Annotated in this window: 15 protein-coding genes and 1 riboswitch; of the genes, 6 read left to right on the top strand and 9 right to left on the bottom strand. The window is 66.4% G+C overall.

The features are described from left to right. Positions 1 to 117 precede the first annotated feature (117 nt). The 4 genes from dndE to dndB are packed head-to-tail and all read right to left on the bottom strand — an operon-like array spanning position 118 to position 5083. Positions 118 to 495, bottom strand: a complete 378-nt coding sequence (gene dndE / locus ACFUJR_RS21740) for a DNA sulfur modification protein DndE (RefSeq protein ID WP_383176056.1) — start codon at positions 493 to 495, stop codon at positions 118 to 120. Continuing rightward, positions 485 to 2473, bottom strand: coding sequence for a DNA sulfur modification protein DndD (gene dndD / locus ACFUJR_RS21735; protein ID WP_383176059.1), 1989 nt, complete (start codon positions 2471 to 2473; stop codon positions 485 to 487). The genes dndE and dndD overlap by 11 nt, the downstream gene beginning before the upstream one ends. Then, positions 2460 to 3956, bottom strand: coding sequence for a DNA phosphorothioation system sulfurtransferase DndC (gene dndC, locus ACFUJR_RS21730; RefSeq protein WP_383176062.1), 1497 nt, complete (start codon positions 3954 to 3956; stop codon positions 2460 to 2462). Before dndC ends, dndD begins: the two co-directional genes overlap by 14 nt. Beyond that, positions 3953 to 5083: a DNA sulfur modification protein DndB gene (gene dndB, locus ACFUJR_RS21725; protein ID WP_383176065.1), complete on the bottom strand. Its 1131-nt coding sequence runs from the start codon at positions 5081 to 5083 to the stop codon at positions 3953 to 3955. Before dndB ends, dndC begins: the two co-directional genes overlap by 4 nt. Positions 5084 to 5160: 77 nt before the next feature. On the opposite strand from dndB, the gene dndA reads away from it, so the two are divergent. Continuing rightward, on the top strand, positions 5161 to 6303 hold the full coding sequence (gene dndA / locus ACFUJR_RS21720) for a cysteine desulfurase DndA (RefSeq protein WP_383176068.1): 1143 nt from the start codon (positions 5161 to 5163) through the stop codon (positions 6301 to 6303). 4 nt (positions 6304 to 6307) lie between these two features. Here the strand turns inward: dndA and ACFUJR_RS21715 are convergent, their stop codons facing one another. The 5 genes from ACFUJR_RS21715 to gcvT form a co-directional block, all read right to left on the bottom strand. Further along, on the bottom strand, positions 6308 to 7747 hold the full coding sequence (locus ACFUJR_RS21715; RefSeq protein WP_383176071.1) for a DNA phosphorothioation-associated putative methyltransferase: 1440 nt from the start codon (positions 7745 to 7747) through the stop codon (positions 6308 to 6310). A gap of 1102 nt (positions 7748 to 8849) precedes the next feature. After that, a complete protein-coding gene (locus ACFUJR_RS21710) occupies positions 8850 to 10220 on the bottom strand; it encodes an L-serine ammonia-lyase (protein WP_383176074.1) in 1371 nt (456 codons plus the stop codon). Between the two features lie 153 nt (positions 10221 to 10373). Beyond that, on the bottom strand, positions 10374 to 11630 hold the full coding sequence (glyA, locus tag ACFUJR_RS21705) for a serine hydroxymethyltransferase (RefSeq protein WP_383176077.1): 1257 nt from the start codon (positions 11628 to 11630) through the stop codon (positions 10374 to 10376). A gap of 20 nt (positions 11631 to 11650) precedes the next feature. Then, entirely contained in the window at positions 11651 to 12031 is a 381-nt protein-coding gene (gcvH, locus tag ACFUJR_RS21700; RefSeq protein ID WP_260227860.1) for a glycine cleavage system protein GcvH, read from the bottom strand. Positions 12032 to 12108: 77 nt separating this feature from the next. Continuing rightward, complete coding sequence (gcvT, locus tag ACFUJR_RS21695) at positions 12109 to 13287, bottom strand: glycine cleavage system aminomethyltransferase GcvT (protein WP_383176080.1); 1179 nt, start codon at positions 13285 to 13287, stop codon at positions 12109 to 12111. A 162-nt stretch (positions 13288 to 13449) separates the two neighbouring features. Further along, positions 13450 to 13552: riboswitch (glycine riboswitch) on the bottom strand. Between the two features lie 139 nt (positions 13553 to 13691). On the opposite strand from gcvT, the gene ACFUJR_RS21690 reads away from it, so the two are divergent. From ACFUJR_RS21690 to ACFUJR_RS21670, 5 genes are all read left to right on the top strand, one after another. Beyond that, positions 13692 to 14363 (top strand): AAA family ATPase, encoded by a 672-nt coding sequence (locus tag ACFUJR_RS21690; RefSeq protein WP_383176083.1) that lies wholly within the window; start codon positions 13692 to 13694, stop codon positions 14361 to 14363. 92 nt (positions 14364 to 14455) lie between these two features. After that, entirely contained in the window at positions 14456 to 15196 is a 741-nt protein-coding gene (locus ACFUJR_RS21685; RefSeq protein WP_383176086.1) for an enhanced serine sensitivity protein SseB, read from the top strand. Positions 15197 to 15236: 40 nt separating this feature from the next. After that, positions 15237 to 16049: an enhanced serine sensitivity protein SseB C-terminal domain-containing protein gene (locus ACFUJR_RS21680; protein WP_383176089.1), complete on the top strand. Its 813-nt coding sequence runs from the start codon at positions 15237 to 15239 to the stop codon at positions 16047 to 16049. A 310-nt stretch (positions 16050 to 16359) separates the two neighbouring features. After that, on the top strand, positions 16360 to 17364 hold the full coding sequence (locus tag ACFUJR_RS21675; RefSeq protein ID WP_383176092.1) for an ABC transporter permease: 1005 nt from the start codon (positions 16360 to 16362) through the stop codon (positions 17362 to 17364). A 128-nt stretch (positions 17365 to 17492) separates the two neighbouring features. After that, the gene (locus ACFUJR_RS21670) at positions 17493 to 19262 is read left to right on the top strand and encodes an ABC transporter substrate-binding protein (protein WP_383176095.1); all 1770 of its coding nucleotides are present in this window, start codon (positions 17493 to 17495) and stop codon (positions 19260 to 19262) included. Positions 19263 to 19445: the final 183 nt, after the last annotated feature.

The following is a 19445-nucleotide window of genomic DNA, read 5'->3' as shown; positions in this document are numbered from 1 at the left end:
GGGGGGGGGGGGGGGGGGGGGTGGGTGGGGGGGGGGGGCGGAAAAAAGGGGGGGGGGAGGGGGTTGCCCCCCCCTCCAGGAGGAAGGTCCCCCCCGACGAGGGGTAGCTGAGGCTAGCTATCCCGTGGTGGTGGAGACGAGCTGTTCGATGGACCGAAGGTCACTTCGGCCGTGCAGGTAGCCGATGCCGCGGTGCAGATGGACCGTCAGAGTCCGGGCGACAGCCTCGTCCGAAGGTTCCTCGCCGTCAGCGAGGCACCGCTGCTTCAGCAGGGCAAGGTAGATGTCTCCGTACGGGCTGGTGAAGGTCTTCCAGGACATCTCGACGTTGGAGTCCGTCACTACCTCCTTCACCAGCGGTGTGGACGAGTCCCGGAGCGACAGGGCGAGAGCCCATCGGCACAGCTCATTCCACTGGGTCAGCCCAGTGCTGCGCTTCAGCCAGATGAGTTGATCCTTCGCAGTTTGCGAGAGGCGGACTGTCTCAAGCGACATGCGATGCTCCTGCGGTCCACCAGTACCCAGCCTCGACGGTGGTAGTGAACGTTGTGTCGTCGTGAACAAGCGTGTAGGTGTGCGCCAGAGCGGGCTTCAACCGGCCGAGGAGGGTCTCGTCGATCTCCTCGTCGGTGGAGAGGAGAAGGACCTGTCGGCCGGCATTCGGGAAGTAGCGATCGACGAGGTGCCGGCGGTGTTGGCTGTCGAGGCGTCCGAGAGGGGTATCGATCACACTGGGCAAGCGATTGCCTGCAACCTTGGCGAGGCCCCAGAGTAGAGAGATCGCAAGCAGCTGTCGTTCGCCCGCGCTGAGCCGTCCGGGATTGATGGGCTCGCCGTCGGAATCAGCCAGGGTCAGACTGGACTTGTCCATGTCGATCCGCAGGTCGTGGATGAGGCTCTTGCGCATCAGCGCCTTGAAGCTCTGCAGGACTGCGACCTCGAGACGGCTGATGTGCCGCTGTAGTAGCGCTTCGCCGAACTTCTCCAGGGTGCCCCGAGCCTTCTCGGCGTACTCGACGATGCGATTGAGCTCCTCAATCTCGATCAGCGTCTTGACGCGCCTCTGCTGTGCTCGTTCGAGATCGGCGCCGATGCGATCGCGGCGGCCCTTGATCTCCTCCAACTGCTCCTTGCCTCGCCTGAGCTCATCCTTGGCGACGGCGAGGGCTTCGATCGCCGCGTTACGTTCCTCAACGAGGTCCTTGATGAGCTTTTCGTCCGGGACACCCGCAAGGAGGCGATCGGCGTCGTCGAGACGGTCACTCGTCTCGGCTGACTCCTTGAGGAGCTCACGAGCGCGGGATGCGTCTCGGGACAGCGCTTCGTCGAGAGCAGAGAGTTGTTCGAGTGCGTCAAGTGGAAGGTTGAGGGTCTGCTTGAGCTCTGCTGCAGCCTCGCGCTTCAGACGGTCTGTGGCCAGCTTCTTCTTCAAGGCCGTGCGTGCGGCGGCCGTAACCGATGCGGGGAGCTGCTCAAGGATCCAGGCGTCGCGCTCGTCCAGGACGCCTACGACCCGCGTAGCGTTGTCAGCATCCTTCTCCCGCACCGCCTGTTCACGAAGCGTGGCCAGCTGCTGCGGAAGCATGAGCAGCGGAAGCGGACCGGCAGCAAGGGAGCGCAGCGCACTACGCTGCGCCGCTAGGCGTTCGGCGATGCCCTTTTGATTGCTTTCGAGCTCCTTCTGGCGCTCGAAGAGGTTGCCGCCGGCTTCCTTGAACGCCTTCTCTACTTTGTCCAGCTGCAACTGCAGCCGGTCACACCTTGACTGCATGCCACCCAAGGTGAGTTTGCGGTCGGCATACTCTTGTCTCGCCGTATTGTGTTCCGCTTCCTGGGCACGGATCTGATCGATGACGGCCTGGTCTTCGTTGGATAGCCGCTGGCGACGCTGCAGTGCAACGAGATCCGTCCGGAGCTGTTCCACAGTACTCACTCCCAAGAGTGAGTGGACTGCGGACTGGATAACCGTGGCCGCGCGCTCGGGATCCGCGAGCGACTCGATTTTTTCGCCGTCGAAGAAGAACAGCGATGCCACTTCTAGCGGAAGGATGTCCTCGACATGGTCGGGCCAGCCCTCGCTGAGGATCCGGTCAAACTGGTCGTCTACATGGACATTCAGAAATTCCTTGAGCTGCTTGCCACTGATGTGCCAGCTCCTGACCACCCGGTAATGCCGCTCCTTGCCATCCACGACGATGGAGAATTCCAACGCGATCTGCGCACCGTCGGCTGAATTCGCCTTGCGATTGATGCTCTCTCGCAGGTAGGAATCGTATGAGCGGTTTCCGCGACCGCTGCACCGGGCCCGAGGACCGTAGAGAACCAGCTGGATGGCGTCGAGCAGAGTGGTCTTGCCGCAACCGTTGAGGCCGCCGATCAGGATGATCGGTCGTCCGGGCTTAACGCTCAGGTCGAGGGACTGCTTGCCGCGGTAGGCGCCAAAGTCGTGAAGTTCAATCTTATGAAGGTGCATCGGTGGTCTTCTCTTCGTCCAGCGTCACGTAGGTCGGGGCGGTGTCGCGGATTTCCTGCTTACGCTTCGCGAACTGAAGTGCGTCGTCTTCGTTCTCGTAGAATCCCTTTTTGATCGTCTTCTCCAGCTCCTTTAGGAGGCCGGAGCGTCGTGTCATGGTCCTGTGCTGTCGCTCGACCGCGAGGAGTTCACGCGTCATCGTGAAATGGATTTCGTCTCCGTCGCAAACTTCCTTGAGTAGATCCATCTCCTCTGCTCCGAGGACGAGCTGCTCATCAAGAGGCTGGCCGGGGAACTTCTCTTCCGTGGCCTTCTCGTAGATCCCCGGCAGAGTGTCCTCAACCTCGTGCTTGTCGAAGACCCAGATGCGGCGGATCTCATGGAGCTCCGCCTCCGAGATCAGTTCAATGCCCCGCACGCTCTCCGGTGAGGTCTTCCGGACAAGGGTCTGTGCCTCCAGCAGCCTCCTCAGCCACTTCTGACGCGCTTCCTGTGTGTACGGCCCTTGGATGACACCGTCGTGGAACAGTTGGACTGCGCCGTTCATCCGCCGGAAGTCGCGGGTCTCCTTCTCCTTCGACACGTCATCGAGTTCATTCCGGAGCTCAAGGAGAGGCCGCATCCACTCCTTCTCTTCATCGTTGCGGATCATTGCGGTCATGGACTTGTCCTTGTCCACAAGAGTGCAAGTCCAGCAACCGAAGCGACTGTCACCGCAGGAAGGTGTGGTGTCGTCCACGACCAAGGGGCATTCGGAGTCCTCGGAGGCGCCTTGGTACATTGTGAGGAGATCCTTGTTTCGATGCCCCCAGGCGTTGGAGTACTGCATCAAGAACATCCAGACCTCATCGGTGCCCCACGCTTCAATGGGGCTGTAGACGAGGGAATTCGGCAAATTGCCGTTGGGGGAAAGGCGGTCGCGCACGCGACGCTTCTCGTGCCGCGCCATAGCGCGGGCGCGTGCTTGGCTCTCGGTCTTGCGAATGCCGAGAACGAGGATTGCCTCACCATGCCGGCGTACCACGCGGCGAATGAACGCGTTGGACGGCTTGATCTTCAACCGCTCTGTGCACCACCGGAACTTGGGGCGAGGGGCAGGGTAACCGCGACCGATCAGGTTGACCCAGAAGGTGTCCTTCACCTCAGGAATCAGGCGGTGCGGCTCAATAGGCAGCCCCTGCTCCTTCGCCGCCTTCCCCATCGTCTCAAGTGACTGGGTGACCCACGCGGCGACCACCGGATTTTCAACCAGTGTGTCCGTGCTGATGACATGCACGGGTTTGATGCGCTGTTCATCCGGCAGGCCCTGAAGGGCGAGCCAGACAAGTTGGAGTACGGCGGTGGAGTCCTTGCCGCCGCTGTAGCCGATAACCCACGGCACCTCGTCAGCTGTATAGAGTTCACGGATCTCCTCTGTGAGCTCACTGACTACTTCGGCGAGGGCCCTCCCTTGGAAGGGGGCCGTCGACTTCGGGGTGCTCATGCGTCTCCTCGCAGGTATGCGTCCTCTACACGCTGCTCTTCCGGGCTGAGTTCGAGCTTCATGCGATGGCGCAGGTAGTTCACAGTCAAGGTCAGGTTTTGGTGGCTCTTCGAAACGCGTCCGCCGATCAGCGCGCGGCCCTCCCAATCTGGGTTGGTGCGGGACCAGTCGACCGAAGTCAGGCCCTTGAGCTTCGAATGCCACACCTGGGGGGATTCAGAGTGTCGCAAGAGTGAGTTCCCGATACGGCCGAGAGCATGCAGAGCGATGCCGTGGCTGTGGATGTAGTCCTTGCGCACCTCGGGAGCTGCGAGCTCGCGCTTGCGCACCATCCCCCACTCGGGCACCACAAGGTCGACAGCCTCCCAGTATGCCTCTGCGAGCTCCTGGGCCTTGTCCTTCTTGATCTCGAAGCCTTGCAGGAGTGACTGGGTGGCGGAGTAGACGGCGCTCAGGGTGAAGAGCTTGCGGGAGCGCTGGGCCAGGGTGCTGTTCTCCATCTCGACGTGTCCCTTGAAGACGGGGGACTTCATCGCCAAGAGGCGAGCCATGATCGCCAGGTCATCTCGGTGGTCATAGAGCACACCGATCGAGCGTGGGGGGCGGACGGCGTGGCGGTTGAGGTCCGCGAACATCTGCTGGCAGCGGGCAAGGCCGGTGTCGTGGAAGAAGACGACCGCGATCGTCTCCTCGCCGAGGTCGGGGTTCTCCTTCAGGGCTTGCTCGATGGCCGCGCGTCGATGCTGCCCATCGTTGATCAGGAAGCGGGCAGCCATGGGGATGCGGATCTGGCCCGCGCGCATCCCCATACCCGAGTCGGCAATGCTCTCGAAGTACATGTCGCCGTCGACTGACGCGGTGAGCGCGCTGAAGACGTAGTCGTCTGGGTTGTCGACGATGTACCGGGTGAGTGCTGGAAGCCGCCCCTTGTTCAGGACGCGCTGGGCGCGGACCTCTGGGGCCAGCTCGTCCTCGTCGAAGAGGAAGATCTTCGGGATGAGGCGGAGCGGGCACATGGATACGTAGAACTCGCGCCCCGCTTGGACGCCCCGGATGGCTGGAAAGATGTAGTCAAAGCCAGCGGACGTAGCGGTGTCGGCAACCTGCGAAGAAGACGGTGATCCCACTCGCGTAACGCTATCGTACGTCAGAGATAAGACGTACATGATGTGCTGGATTAACGCACAAGGGTGTGGTGGGGCTAGTGGTGACGTATCTCGACGCTGCGGCTACGACGCGTGTTGACCCGCGCGTGGCTGAAGTTGTCCTGCACTGGATGACCGAGGACTTTGGGAACGCCGGCTCTCGGACGCACGACTATGGGACCCGTGCGAAGCGCGCGGTGCAGCAGGCGCGGGACTACCTCGCCGGCACTGTGGGTGCCGAACCGGATGAGTTGATCTTCACTAGCGGGGCCACAGAGAGCAACAACATCGCGCTGCTCGGTCTTGCTCCCTACGGCGAGCAGAGTGGTCGGCGTCACATCGTCACCTCGGCCATCGAGCACAAGGCGGTGATCGAACCTCTGGAGCACCTGCAGTCCCGAGGCTTCGAAGTCGATTTCATCAAGCCTGGCCCGTCCGGCAGGGTTGCTGTCGAGGAGGTGCTGGAGCGGCTGCGTCCGGACACGCTCGTTGTCTCACTGATGCACGTGAACAACGAAACGGGTGTCGTCCAGCCCGTTGCCGAACTCGCCGGCCACCTCCGGGAGACCCCGACGTACCTGCACGTGGATGCTGCGCAGGGGTACGGGAAGCTGCCCGAGGATCTGACCGCTCCGATCGACATGATCAGCATGAGCGGCCACAAGATCGGAGCTCCGAAGGGTGTCGGCATGCTGGTTACACGCCGTCGACGCCTGGATCGGCTGCCCCTGCAGCCGATCATGTTCGGTGGCGGTCAGGAGCGGAAGCTTCGACCCGGGACGCTCCCGGTGCCATTGATCATGGGAATGGCGGAGGCGGCGCGGATCTTCCAGGCGGAGTACAAGGAGTGGAGTGCGAGAGCGCTGGAGCTTCGCACCCGGCTCTTGGCCGCGCTTGAGAAGACCAGATTCCAGATCAATGGAGATCAGGACCATTCGGTCCCTCACATCCTCAATCTTTCGTTCGACGGCGTGGATGCCGAGGCGCTCATCGTCCGGCTGAAGCGGCATGTGGCCGTTGCTACGGGTTCGGCATGCACGAGCGCCGCGTACACCCCCAGTCATGTGCTCACTGCCATGGGGCTGCCTGAGGAAGCGGCAGAGAACGGGCTCCGTTTGTCCTGGTTCCCGAGTCAAGCAGCTGACCTCGACGTCGATGAGCTGGCAGAGATGATCGCGCAGATGCAGCCCGACGCGGCCTGAGGGCTCACCCTTCAGTGCGGCGCACCAGTCGATGCCCGCGAAGGGATCGGCCGCAGCGGACAAGCTCCGACTCCCAGCCGTTCTCGGTGCCGATGAGGTGAGGGTGCTCGTACAGCCCGGCTTTCACCTCTGCCGCTGTCAGCCGCTTGTATCGCTCGACATCAGGGTCGTCGGGGGCGAGGAACTCGTGTTTGCGGTGAAGCAAGGGTCGATTCTCCGAGTTTGCGTATGACGCGTGGGATGTTTCAAGGGTCCTGAGGTCTACCTGGTAGGAGGACTGGCACCGTGGGTGCGGGTCGGCGTCGAAGTCCGGGTAGTCGAGCCAACTCACCGCCCGGCCCTGATGGCGTAGCTTTGCCAGCGTCCACGATTGCGGCCGGCCGGCGGCGATCGAGGCGCAGTGCTCGTAGAGGCGTAGCACTGTGGGCAAGCGGTCGACGGCACGCTGGTGTACGTACATAGCACTCGGGGTGAGCTTCCCGACGGCGGAGGCGTGCATGGCTCCACGGATGTACGTGTCGTCACGCAGCTTGAGCAGAAGCCGGTCGGATCGCTGACATGCCTCTTTGTATGAGCTGAAGAAGGCGCGAACGTCGAGTTGGACGCTGAGCGGGAGGCTGTTGAAGGGGCCTCGGCCGTTGAACAGCTCCACGGCCAAGAAGAGCAAGGTGTTGAGGGTGGTTTGCTTCCCGCCTTGCTCCACCTTGCTGGCCTTGGCGGAGTCCCGCACGAGTCGACGAACCTCGTTGGCTCGCAGGTGGCCAAGTAGCGCGCCCATTGACTGAGGTACTTCTTCCATCCGAGGCAGCCGCCCCCGACGTTCGACGTAGTCAACGACTGCTGTGATCGCTGAGGTTGTGTCCCCGGAACTGAGCCACTCTGCGTCAGGAACGATCCGGCTGGCGAGGTATCCGAGACGGGCTCTGTCGTCCTTGAAGGCATAGACGATTCCTGGTGCGGCGGCGACCGTTCGTACCCCTGTCACTTCCTCGACGTAGGTCCGCAGCTCGCTCACGCCGAAGAGATGTTGGAACGTTTGCCGGCTGGTGAGCAGCCCGTCGCCGAATGCCTCGCCCCTGACCTTCGACTTCTCCCATGTCAGTCGCGCGGAGGCGACGAGGACCGTGCCAGCAAGATCCCACGCTTCCTTGAGGGTCTTGCGGCGCTCGTGTGGGTCTTCGATGACGTTGAGGACGTAGGTGAGGAGCACGACATCGGCTGGCTCCAGCTTCGTGTCTGCCTGATAGAACGGATCCCATCCAACCGCTCTGCAATCAAGCTGCCGGAGTGCGCGCACATCGCCACCGCGGCCACAGCCGTAGTCCAGAACCGTGCGGCCTTGAACTACTTGCTTGTCGATGAATGCTTGTCTGGCTGGCACGGAGAGACTAGCCCGGCTGATCGCAGTCAACCTCCGGTCGCTACTCCAAGCCTGCCGCGTCATGCTCGCCCCTCCTGTGGCCAGGTAACAGTGAGGGTAGCGACGGACAGTCCTCAGGCTGGGCGAGAGCTGCAAGTTGCAGCAACTGCGATCCGGTGAGGATTGCCCTACTCCTGTGCCGCCTCCGGACTCTCGCGATGCTTCTTCCTGATCCAGTCGTGCATGGCCTCGATCAGGGCGTCGGATGGGCTGCGTCCTTCGCGTCCTGCGAGAGCCTCAAAGTCCTCGCGGAGCTGTCTCGGCGGGCGAAAGCCCATCACTCTCGTTTGCCCTGTGCGCGGCCGACCGACCATGACGCCCTTTCAATTTCTGTTTAACAGAATCTAGCACCCGCCTGCTGATCTCTGTGGACAGGTTGCTTGATGAAGGGCATTGTTGTTTAACAGGAAGGCAGCTCGACCAGGGAGTGATGCCTCCACGTGGAGTCCGCCGGCTTCCGATAGGTGCGCTCATGTGGTGAGGCGTTCGACCCCGAACCCTCCAGCGCACCTGTTGGCAAGACGTGGTGGAGGAGGCGTCCATGAGTTACCGCCCAAGGTGCGAGGGGAGCGAGTCGGCTAGCTGCCGTGCTTGGCCGATCTGGAGGGTCCGGTGGAAGGGAGACTCCCTTGATCGGAACTGGTTTCACGCGTGCGGGCGACACCTCAATCAGGTCGCCCTGACGCAGGCGTCGGACGTGGGCGTCGAGCTCGATCTTGTCCGTATTCTCGCGATCTGAATGCCTGGTCTCACGGTCGCAGTGATGGCCTGCCCTAGGTGCGCTCGTGAACGCCCGTGCAGGAGCGGCGGGGCGAGAGTGCCCGAGGGGCGTACGTGGGTGAAACGACTGCGACGCCTGCTCTGATCTGAGAAGTGCGAACTGGCCCGGGACGTGGGTGTCCGGGGCCAGTTCGATCGTCGCTCGGATGGGCGGGTACGGTGCGGCTGATCCAAGCGGACGTGACGCGGATGCCTGCCGGAAACCCCGGCTGAGAGGGATACCCCAGGGACTTTTCAGGGACTTTCATGTCTGTCCCAGGGAGATTCCAGGGACTTTCCGCCGTGCAAGCAGGGAAGGCCCTGACAGCGCTGAAAGATGGAAACGCGCTGGTCAGGGCCTAGGACCTCAGCACTCGATGATGTTCACCGCGAGACCGCCGCGGGCGGTCTCCTTGTACTTGACCGACATGTCCGCGCCGGTCTCCTTCATCGTCTTGATGACCTTGTCGAGCGAGACCATGTGGCTGCCGTCGCCCCGCAGCGCCATCTTCGCCGCGGTGACCGCCTTCACCGCCGCCATGCCGTTGCGCTCGATGCACGGGATCTGGACCAGGCCGCCGACCGGGTCGCAGGTCAGGCCGAGGTTGTGCTCCATGCCGATCTCGGCCGCGTTCTCGACCTGCTCCGGGCTGCCGCCCATGACCTCGGCGAGGGCGCCCGCCGCCATCGAGCAGGCCGAGCCGACCTCGCCCTGGCAGCCGACCTCGGCGCCGGAGATCGAGGCGTTCTCCTTGAAGAGCATGCCGACCGCGCCGGCCGCGAGGAGGAAGCGGACGACGCCGTCCTCGTCCGCTCCGGGCACGAAGTTCATGTAGTAGTGCAGGACCGCCGGGATGATGCCCGCCGCGCCGTTCGTCGGAGCGGTGACCACGCGGCCGCCCGCAGCGTTCTCCTCGTTCACGGCCATCGCGTAGAGCGTGATCCACTCCATGGCCAGCGACGCCGGGTCGCCCTCGGAGCGCAGCTTGCGGGCCGTGTTCGCGGCGCGGCGGCGGACCTTCAGGCCGCCGGGCAGGATGCCCTCGCGGGACATGCCGCGCGAGACACAGGCCTGCATGACCCGCCAGATCTCCAGCAGACCCGCGCGGATCTCGTCCTCGGTGCGCCAGGCCTTCTCGTTCTCCAGCATCAGCGCGGAGATCGACAGGCCGGTCTCCTTCGCCAGGCGCAGCAGCTCGTCGCCCGTGCGGAAGGGGTACTTCAGGACCGTGTCGTCCGGGACGATCGGGCTCTCGCCCGCGACCGCGTCCTCGTCCACGACGAAGCCGCCGCCGACCGAGTAGTACGTCTTCTCCAGGACGAGCGCGCCCTCCGCGTCGTACGCGAAGATCGTCATGCCGTTGGCGTGGTACGGCAGCGCCTTGCGGCGGTGCAGGATCAGGTCCTCGTCGAAGTCGAAGGGGATCTCGTGCGCTCCGAGCAGGTTGATCCGGCCGCTCGACTTGATCCGCTCGACCTCGTCGTCCGCCGACTCGACGTCGACCGTGCGCGGAGAGTTGCCCTCCAGGCCCAGCAGTACCGCCTTGGGCGTGCCGTGGCCGTGGCCGGTCGCGCCCAGCGAGCCGTACAGCTCGGCCCGTATCGACGCGGTGTGGGCGAGGAGCCCCTCGTTCTTCAGCCGGCGGGCGAACATCCGGGCCGCTCGCATCGGGCCCACCGTGTGGGAGCTGGACGGGCCGATGCCGATCGAGAACAGGTCGAAGACCGAGATGGCCACGGGGAACTCCTTGTGGGGGCTAGACGCCGTTGTCTGCCAGGGTGGTGCAGAACAGCAGGAAAAGGGGGTGGGGCACCGCGCTCACTGTCCAGTGTGCGCGGTGCCCCGGAACTTTCGTACGAACGAGCCTTGGAACTGAAGCGTACGAAATTACTACAGGCCGGGGTACAGCGGGTGCTTCTGCGCGAGTGCGGTCACCCGGGCCTTCAGCGCGTCGGCGTCGAAGCCGGGCTTCAGGGCCTCCGCGATGATGTCGGCCACCTCACGGAAGTCCTCGGCGTCGAAGCCACGGGTGGCGAGCGCCGGCGTACCGATGCGCAGACCCGAGGTGACCATCGGCGGGCGCGGGTCGTTCGGGACCGCGTTCCGGTTGACGGTGATGCCGAGCTCGTGGAGACGGTCCTCGGCCACCTGGCCGTCCAGCTCGGAGTTGCGCAGGTCCACCAGGACCAGGTGCACGTCCGTACCGCCGGACAGGACCGAGACACCGTGCGCGGTGACGTCGTCCTGGACCAGGCGCTCGGCGAGGATCCGGGCGCCGTCCAGCGTGCGCTGCTGGCGCTCCTTGAACTCCTCCGAGGCCGCGATCTTGAAGGAGACGGCCTTGGCCGCGATCACGTGCTCCAGCGGGCCGCCCTGGAAGCCGGGGAAGACCGAGGAGTTCATCTTCTTGGCGAACGCCTGCTTCGCCAGGATGACGCCGCCGCGCGGGCCGCCGAGCGTCTTGTGCGTGGTGGAGGTCACCACGTCCGCGTACTCGACCGGGTTCGGGTGCAGACCGGCCGCGACCAGACCCGCGAAGTGGGCCATGTCGACCCAGAGGAACGCCTCGACCTCGTCGGCGATCCGGCGGAACTCGGCGAAGTCCAGCTGACGCGGGTAGGCGGACCAGCCCGCGATGATCACCTTGGGGCGGTGCTCCTTGGCCAGCCGCTCGACCTCGGCCATGTCGACCAGGCCGGCGTCGTCCACGTGGTACGCGACCACGTTGAACTGCTTGCCCGAGAAGTTCAGGCGCATGCCGTGGGTCAGGTGACCGCCGTGGGCCAGGTCCAGACCGAGGATCGTGTCGCCGGGCTGGGCCATCGCGAAGAGCGCGGCCTGGTTCGCGGACGCGCCGGAGTGCGGCTGGACGTTCGCGTACTCGGCGCCGAACAGGTCCTTGATCCGGTCGATGGCGATCTGCTCGGCCACGTCGACGTGCTCACAGCCGCCGTAGTAGCGGCGGCCCGGGTAGCCCTCGGCGTACTTGTTGGTGAGGACCGAGCCCTGGGCCTCCATGACCGACAGCGGAGCGAAGTTCTCCGAGGCGATCATCTCGAGGGTGGACTGCTGGCGGTGGAGCTCGGCGTCGACCGTGGCGGCGACTTCCGGGTCCAGCTCGTGGAGAGGGGTGTTCAGCACAGACATGAATCGATCCCTAAGGGGTCTCAGTTCCCGGCGGAGAACTCGGCGTACGCGTCGGCGGTCAGCAGGTCGTCCGGCTCTCCGGTGACGCGCACCTTGAACAGCCAGCCACCCTCGAACGGAGCGGTGTTCACCAGCGACGGGTCGTCCACCACGTCCTGGTTGGCCGCCACGACCTCACCGGTGACCGGGGAGTACAGGTCGCTGACGGACTTGGTCGACTCCAGCTCGCCGCAGGTCTCGCCCGCGGTCACCGTGTCGCCGACCTCCGGGAGCTGGGCGTAGACGACGTCACCGAGCGCGTTGGCCGCGAACTCCGTGATGCCGACCGTCGCGACGCCGTCCTCGGCGGCCGACAGCCACTCGTGCTCCTTGGTGTAGCGCAGCTGCTGGGGGTTGCTCATGACCTGATTCTCCTGGATCGGACGAGTGCTGATGAACGTGGGTCTTGCGGGGTGAGACGCGGAGCGAGACGGATGCGTCACTTCTGGCGCTTGTAGAAGGGCAGCGCCACGACCTCGTACGGCTCGTGGGTGCCGCGGATGTCCACACCTACACCCTGCGTGCCGGGCTCGGCGTGCGCCGCGTCCACGTACGCCATGGCGATCGGCTTTCCGAGGGTGGGCGACGGGGCGCCGGAGGTGACCTCGCCGACGACCTCGCCGGCCGCGACGACGGAGAAGCCGGCGCGCGGGACGCGGCGGCCTTCGGCGATGAGGCCGACCAGCTTGCGCGGCGGGGCGGCCTTGGCCCGCTCGGCGGCCTTCTCGAGCGCCTCGCGGCCGACGAAGCGGCCCTCGTTGGTCGTCTTCTCGAACTTCACGACCCGGCCGAGGCCCGCGTCGAACGGGGTGAGCGAGGTCGTCAGCTCGTGTCCGTACAGCGGCATGCCCGCCTCCAGGCGGAGCGTGTCACGGCAGGAGAGGCCGCACGGGATCAGGCCGACCGGGGCTCCCGCCTCGGTCAGCGCCTTCCAGACGCCCTCGGCGTGCTCCGGTTTCAGGAACAGCTCGAAGCCGTCCTCGCCGGTGTAGCCGGTACGGGCGATCAGCGCGGGGACCCCGGCGACCGTGCCCGGGAGGCCGGCGTAGTACTTCAGGCCGTCCAGGTCGGCGTCGGTGAGCGACTTCAGGATGCCGGGGGACTCCGGGCCCTGGACGGCCAGCAGGGCGTACGCGTCCCGGTCGTCGCGCACCTCGGCGTCGAATCCGGCCGCGCGCTCGGTCAGCGCGTCGAGGACGATCTGCGCGTTGGACGCGTTGGCGACGACCATGTACTCCTGCTCCCGGAGCCGGTACACGATCAGGTCGTCGAGGATGCCGCCGTCCTCCTGGCAGATCATCGTGTAGCGGGCGCGGCCCACGCCGACCGTGGAGATGTTGCCGACCAGGGCGAAGTCGAGGAGTTCGACGGCCTGCGGACCGGTGACGGTGATCTCGCCCATGTGGGAGAGGTCGAAGAGGCCCGCCTTGGTGCGGACGGCGTTGTGCTCGTCACGTTCGCTGCCGTAGCGCAGCGGCATGTCCCAGCCGGCGAAGTCGGTCATGGTCGCGCCCAGGGAGCGATGCAGGGCCAGGAGGGGAGTGCGGCGCGCAGCGCCTTCGTCCGGGGCGGTGGCGGGCGACGGGTGGGGGGTTGGACGGGGTGCAGACGTGCTCATGGGTGTGGCTCCCGGGTCCCAGGGCAGAAAAATCATGACGGGCGAGGACATCCTCCCCATCTGTCATGGAACCTGAGAGGTTCACCGAGGGCATCTCGTCTCCGAGAGTTCGGCTTGCACCTTGGGTGGGAACGCCGGAGGCGTCCCGCTTTTCAGATCTGCCTCATCCACGCGGTACGGGGCCTGAGAGATTCAAGGGAGGGTCTTGCTCCTTCGGCGCCCGGGGCCCACCGTGGTGGTTCCGGGACTCTCCCGCGCGGATTCGAGCGGCCGGTATGCGGTTGTGTGCGCTTGGCGCGCACATCATTGCATGCGGGGTCCGATCGGCAAATCGCTTGTGCCTCATTACCCCTTCTTTACACTTTGTGGGGAAGGGTCTCCCGGACCCGACAGGGGGAGAGAAGATGACGTTCCAGCACAGCGGCGCCTACGCGACGGGCACGGGGATACCGGCCCCGCGTGCCCGCGCCAGGACGCGAAGGCGCCGCTTCGCCGCGCCCCTGCTACGGGACCTGCGCGAGCGCGGTGGCCGAAGTCCCCGGACCCTCGCCTTCGCCGCGGGGGACCTCGTGGTCGTCTCCGGGCTGCCCGGAAGCGGCAAGTCGACCCTGATGCGGCGTGCGGCCCAGGGTCTCGGCATCGACTCCCAGGACGCCCGCGAGCGCTGGGAGGCCCGGCTGCCCGGCTTCCTGCCGTACGCGGTCTACCGCCCGCTGGCCCGGATCGCCCACTACGCCGGGCTGTGGCAGGCGCTGCGCTCGGGGCGGAGTCTCGTCGTCCACGACTGCGGGACGCAGTCCTGGGTGCGGAACTGGCTGGCCCGCGAGGCCCGCCGGCGCGGCCGCGCCCTCCATCTGATCCTGCTCGACGTCACCCCCGACACCGCCCGCGAGGGACAGCGCGAGCGCGGCCGCGGCGTCTCCGGGTACGCCTTCGCCCGTCACCGCCGGGCCGTCGGCCGGATGATCGGCTCGGTCGAGTCGGGCCGCCTGCCCCGCGGCTGCGCCTCGGCGACCCTGCTCGACCGGGACGCCGCGGGCGCTCTGCGCTCGATCGCCTTCCGCGCCGCCCACTGAGTACTTTTGGCCACGACGGCATCAGAGCGGCGTTAGGGTTCTGCCCCGAGGGCGTCGTGACCAGGGCGACGCGAGAAGGGGAAACGGGAACCGTGGACGTTACGTGGCCGGGCAACGAGCTCGAAGAGGTCCTCGCGGCCTCGCTCGGCAACGCCTCCGCCGGAGGAAGGCTCGTGGAGGTGCTCGGCCGGAGCCCCGTCTGGGTGCCGCTGCCCAACGGCGGCAGCCCCGAGAGCCGGGACCTCGACCTGCCCACGCTGGAGATCGACGGACTCCCGTACGTCCCCGTCTTCAGCTCCGAGCAGCAGTTCCTCGCCTGTGTCGGCAGCCACATGTCCTTCACCGTCGCGCCCGCCCGAGAATTCGCCCGCGGTCTGCCCCCGCAGCTCGGCATCGCCGTGAACCCCGGGGGCACGGTCGGAGCCCCGCTGCCGCCGCCCGCCGTCGCCGAGCTCTGCCGCGTCGGCCGCACCCCGCTGGACGGCCCCGCCAGCGGCGGCAGGGTCAGGCTCTTCGAGCCCGACTGGCAGGACGACCCCGTCGACTTCCTCTCCGTCGCCGCCGCCGAGTTCGAGGCCACCGGCGTCGTGGTCTCCGCCCGCCGCGCCCTGGCCAGCGTCGAGGGCACCGAGCCGGCGCTCTTCGTCGGTGTCGAGCTCGCCGCCTGGGAGGGCGTCGACCGGAACGCCCCGCTCGACGCCCTCGGCCGCGCGCTCGGCCGGATCGAGGTCGCCTGGCCCGTCAATCTCATCCTGCTCGACGTCGCGCAGGACCCGGTCGGCGACTGGATGCTGGAGCGGGTGCGCCCCTTCTATCAGCGGGCCTCCCTGTAACTAAGCTGGTGCGGTGGACGGAAGAGGGGCGGGAACCAGGGTGAGCGCGTCAGGCACCGGTGCGGCCGGGAAGGTCGAGCACATGCTGCGCCAGGTGGCACCCGGGCGCTACGACGCGTACGAGGAGCTGCTGCACGCCCTCGCCGACGGCAGCGTCTGGATGCTGCTCTGGCAGGGCACGCCCGGCGCGCCCGAGGCCCAGTACGGGAACATGGAGGTCGACGGCTTCGGGTACGCCCCGTGCGTCACCTCCGCCCAGGAGCTCGCCGCCTCCGGCTGGAACCGCGCCCACGAGGTCGTCACCGGCCGGGAGATCGCCCGCGCGCTCTACCCGGACCGCTGGGGAATCTGGCTCAATCCGCATGACGCGGGCGGCGGCGTCGGCATCCCCTGGCCCGACCTCCGCCGGATCGCCACCGGTCTCGACCGGATGCCGGCCGGACCGCTGCGGCTCTCGGAACCCGCGCTGGAAATCCCCCAGTTCTACGCCCTTCTGACCCAGAACGCCCATCGCGCCCCGGCCGTCCGGGCGCTGCGCCGCGCCTGGGTGCAGCCGTCGGTGGGATCTCCGTACCTCGCCATCGGTCTCGACCTCTACGACACCTCCGCCGCCGCCGTCGAGTCGGTACGGGCGATGATGCGCCAGTCGATCTCCGCCGTACCCGACGGGCTGCCCGTCTCGACGGTCGCGATGTCCGACGCGTACGACCCCGTCGCGATGTGGCTGCGGGCCAACGCGCGGCCGTTCTACGACCGCGACGCGCACGCCGCCCCCGCGCCGCCCGCGCCTGGCTACGGCTATCCTCCCCCCGGCTTCGCCGGAGGGACCCCCACCGCACCCCGCACGTACTGATTCGTACCTTCCGTCACCCCAATTGGCTCCTGCATCACAGGAGTTGGGTCACATGTCCGTTCTGGCCGAATAGCGGGCGAGATGGTCCGCTGACGTGATTCCACCGTCCGGATAACGGAAGGCAACGAACCGCATCACGGTTGAGCAAACATTCACCGTGAGGTCTGGCGGGTGATCGCGAACCCATTGAAGACTCCCCGGAACACCGGGCGTTCGGCCTCCTGGCCGCTGTCCCGCAGTTGTTCCACCAAGCCGCTACCCGCGGCGGGCAAGGGCCGGCTACCGGCGGCCGAGAGGGGTCCTGACCACGATGACGGCACCACTGCACGAGACGGACGTGGTCGACGCGACCACCGCCGTCGACGCCGTGCCCGACGCGCCGCCGGGCAAGACGATCGAGGGACGTTCTCCCTGGCAGATCGCCTGGATGCGGCTGAAGCGGGACAAGGTCGCCCTCGCGGGCGGCGCGATCGTGCTGTTCCTGATCCTGGTCGCCGTCTGCGCACCGCTCATCGTGGGTCTCCTCGGCCACCCGCCGGACGAGTTCCACGAGGACCAGATCGACCCGCTCTTCGGCACCCCGATCGGCTCCTACGGCGGCATCTCCTCCGACTTCCTGCTCGGAGTCGAGCCGGTCAACGGCCGTGACGTCTTCAGCCGCATCGTCTACGGCGCCCGCATCTCCCTGCTCGTCGCCTTCCTCGCGGCGGTCTTCGCCGTCGTCCTCGGCACGATCCTCGGCATCGTCGCGGGCTACTTCGGCGGCTGGGTCGACGCGGCGCTCAGCCGCGTCATGGACGTCATGCTCGCCTTCCCGCAGCTGCTCTTCACCATCGCCCTGGTCTCCGTGCTCCCCAACGAGCTGCTCGGGATCGAGGGTTCGGGCGTGCGCATCGGCGCCCTGGTGGTCGTGATCGGCTTCTTCGGCTGGCCGTACGTCGGCCGCATCGTCCGCGGCCAGACCCTCTCGCTGCGCGAGCGCGAGTACGTGGAGGCCGCCCGCAGCCTGGGCGCCGGCCGGCTCTACATCCTGCGCCGGGAGCTGCTGCCGAACCTGATCGCCCCGATCACGGTCTACGCGACCCTCATGATCCCCACCAACATCCTCACCGAGGCCGCGCTCAGCTTCCTCGGCGCGGGTGTGAAGCCTCCCACCGCTTCCTGGGGGCAGATGCTGTCGAAGGCCGTCAACACCTACGAGGCGGATCCGCTGTTCATGATCTTCCCCGGCCTGGCGATCTTCATCACCGTCCTGGCGTTCAACCTCTTCGGCGACGGCGTGCGGGACGCGCTCGACCCGAAGGGCGCCCGCTGAGCATCCCGCTCGGCCCCGACGACCGCCCGCACGCCCGTACAGACCCCGCCCCTGCCGCTGTTGACAGGAGGCAGTCAAGACCGGCGGACCGTTTCGACGGCCGCCACTATTCCGGAGGTTGCGAGACCATGACTCTGAACAGCTCTTCGCGGCGCAGAATCGCCGCCGGTGCGCTGCTCGCCGCGGCCACGATGGTCGTCACCACCGCCTGTGGCGGCGGCAGCGGCGACGGTGGCGACAAGGGCAAGACCGGTGCGGCCGGCTTCAACGCCGCCGTGAACAAGGTCGCCAACCCCTCGGACAAGAAGGGCGGCGAGCTGAAGTTCATCGGCTCGCAGGAGGCCGACTCGTGGGACCCGCAGCGCGGCTACTACGGCTTCATGTGGGACTTCTCCCGCTACTACGCGCGTCAGCTGGTCACCTTCAAGGCCGAGCCGGGCGCCGCCTCCACCGAGCTGGTCCCCGACCTCGCCACCGACGCCGGCACGGTCTCGCCCGACGGCCTCACCTACACCTTCACGCTGAAGGACGGGGTGGCCTGGGAGGACGGCAAGCCGATCACCTCCAAGGACATCAAGTACGGCATCGAGCGCATCTGGGCCCAGGACGTCATCTCCGGCGGTCCGATCTACCTCCAGCAGGTCCTCGACCCCAAGGGCGAGTACAAGGGCCCCTACAAGGACACCTCCGCGGACAAGCTCGGCCTGAAGGCGATCGAGACCCCGGACGACAAGACCATCATCTTCAAGCTGCCGGTCGCCAACGGTGACTTCCTGCAGATGCTGGCCATGCCCGCCGCCTCCCCGGTCCGCCAGGACAAGGACACCAAGGCCAAGTACGGCCTGAAGCCGTTCTCCTCCGGCCCGTACAAGTGGCAGGAGTACACCCCCAACAAGTCGATGCTGCTCGTCCGCAACGACAAGTGGGACGCCAAGACGGACACCGTCCGCAAGGCCCTGCCGGACAAGATCAGCGTCACGTTCACCACCAACGCCGACGACATGGACAACCGCCTGATCGAGGGCGAGTACGACCTCGACCTCAACGCCACCGGCGTCGGCGCGGCGGCCCGTGCCAAGGTGCTCCAGCAGCACAAGGGCAACGCGGACAACCCGCAGACCGGCTTCATCCGCTACGCGGTCTTCCCGCAGACGGTCATCGACAACGTCGAGTGCCGCAAGGCGATCATCTACGCGGCCGACTCCAAGTCCCTCCAGACCGCCCGTGGTGGCCCGCAGGCCGGTGGCGACATCGCCTCCAACATGCTGCCCCCGGCGATCAAGGGTGCCGACCCGAAGGCCGACCCGTACGGCAAGCTGGCCGGCAAGGCGGACGTCGCGAAGGCCAAGGAGGCGCTGGCGAAGTGCGGTAAGCCGAACGGCTTCAAGACCACCATCGCGGTCCGCAACAACAAGCCGATCGAGATCGCCACCGCCGAGTCCCTGCAGCAGTCGCTGAAGGCCGTCGGCATCGACGCCCAGATCGACCAGTTCGACGGCGCCCAGACCTCCGGCATCATCGGTTCGCCGAAGGTGGTCAAGGAGAAGGGCTACGGCATCATCATCATGGGCTGGGGCGCCGACTTCCCCTCCGGCCAGGGCTTCCTGCAGCCGCTGGTCGACGGCCGCTTCATCCTGCAGAGCGGTAACAACAACTTCGCGGAGCTGAACGACCCGGCCGTCAACGGCCTGTTCGACCAGGCGCTGAAGGAGACCGACCCGGAGAAGGCCGGCGAGCTCTACAAGCAGATCAACACCAAGGTCTCCGAGGCCGCGATCTACCTGCCCTTCACCCACGAGAAGAACATCATCTGGCGCTCCTCGCGACTGACCAACGTCTACACGGCCGACGCCTACAACGGCCGCTACGACTACGCGTCGCTCGGCGTCATGAAGTAAGTCCAGAGTCAATCCACCCGCTCCAACGGCGCACCACCCGCCGCTAGGTCCGAAGGGCAGGTGATGGCCGCCCACGGTGGCCGGGGAACCAGCCGGGTCCCCGGTCACCAGACGGTCTACCGCATGCCTTCCCCCCCCTCACAACGACTGTTCGCCCTCGCCACTATTCTGATGGTCGTCCCC

This window comes from Streptomyces sp. NPDC057271, assembly GCF_042668715.1.
GTDB lineage: Bacteria > Actinomycetota > Actinomycetes > Streptomycetales > Streptomycetaceae > Streptomyces.
Note: the sequence above shows the minus strand (reverse complement) of the source record. Positions and strands in the feature narration are given on the sequence as shown.

What these genes read in the sequence shown, in the direction of transcription:
- dndE (WP_383176056.1), bottom strand. Translation starts at nt 495, where the DNA reads ATGTCGCTTGAGACAGTCCGCCTCTCGCAAACTGCGAAGGATCAACTC.
- dndD (WP_383176059.1), bottom strand. Translation starts at nt 2,473, where the DNA reads ATGCACCTTCATAAGATTGAACTTCACGACTTTGGCGCCTACCGCGGC.
- dndC (WP_383176062.1), bottom strand. Translation starts at nt 3,956, where the DNA reads ATGAGCACCCCGAAGTCGACGGCCCCCTTCCAAGGGAGGGCCCTCGCC.
- ACFUJR_RS21715 (WP_383176071.1), bottom strand. Translation starts at nt 7,747, where the DNA reads ATGACGCGGCAGGCTTGGAGTAGCGACCGGAGGTTGACTGCGATCAGC.
- glyA (WP_383176077.1), bottom strand. Translation starts at nt 11,630, where the DNA reads ATGTCTGTGCTGAACACCCCTCTCCACGAGCTGGACCCGGAAGTCGCC.
- gcvH (WP_260227860.1), bottom strand. Translation starts at nt 12,031, where the DNA reads ATGAGCAACCCCCAGCAGCTGCGCTACACCAAGGAGCACGAGTGGCTG.
- gcvT (WP_383176080.1), bottom strand. Translation starts at nt 13,287, where the DNA reads ATGAGCACGTCTGCACCCCGTCCAACCCCCCACCCGTCGCCCGCCACC.
- ACFUJR_RS21690 (WP_383176083.1), top strand. Translation starts at nt 13,692, where the DNA reads ATGACGTTCCAGCACAGCGGCGCCTACGCGACGGGCACGGGGATACCG.
- ACFUJR_RS21675 (WP_383176092.1), top strand. Translation starts at nt 16,360, where the DNA reads ATGACGGCACCACTGCACGAGACGGACGTGGTCGACGCGACCACCGCC.
- ACFUJR_RS21670 (WP_383176095.1), top strand. Translation starts at nt 17,493, where the DNA reads ATGACTCTGAACAGCTCTTCGCGGCGCAGAATCGCCGCCGGTGCGCTG.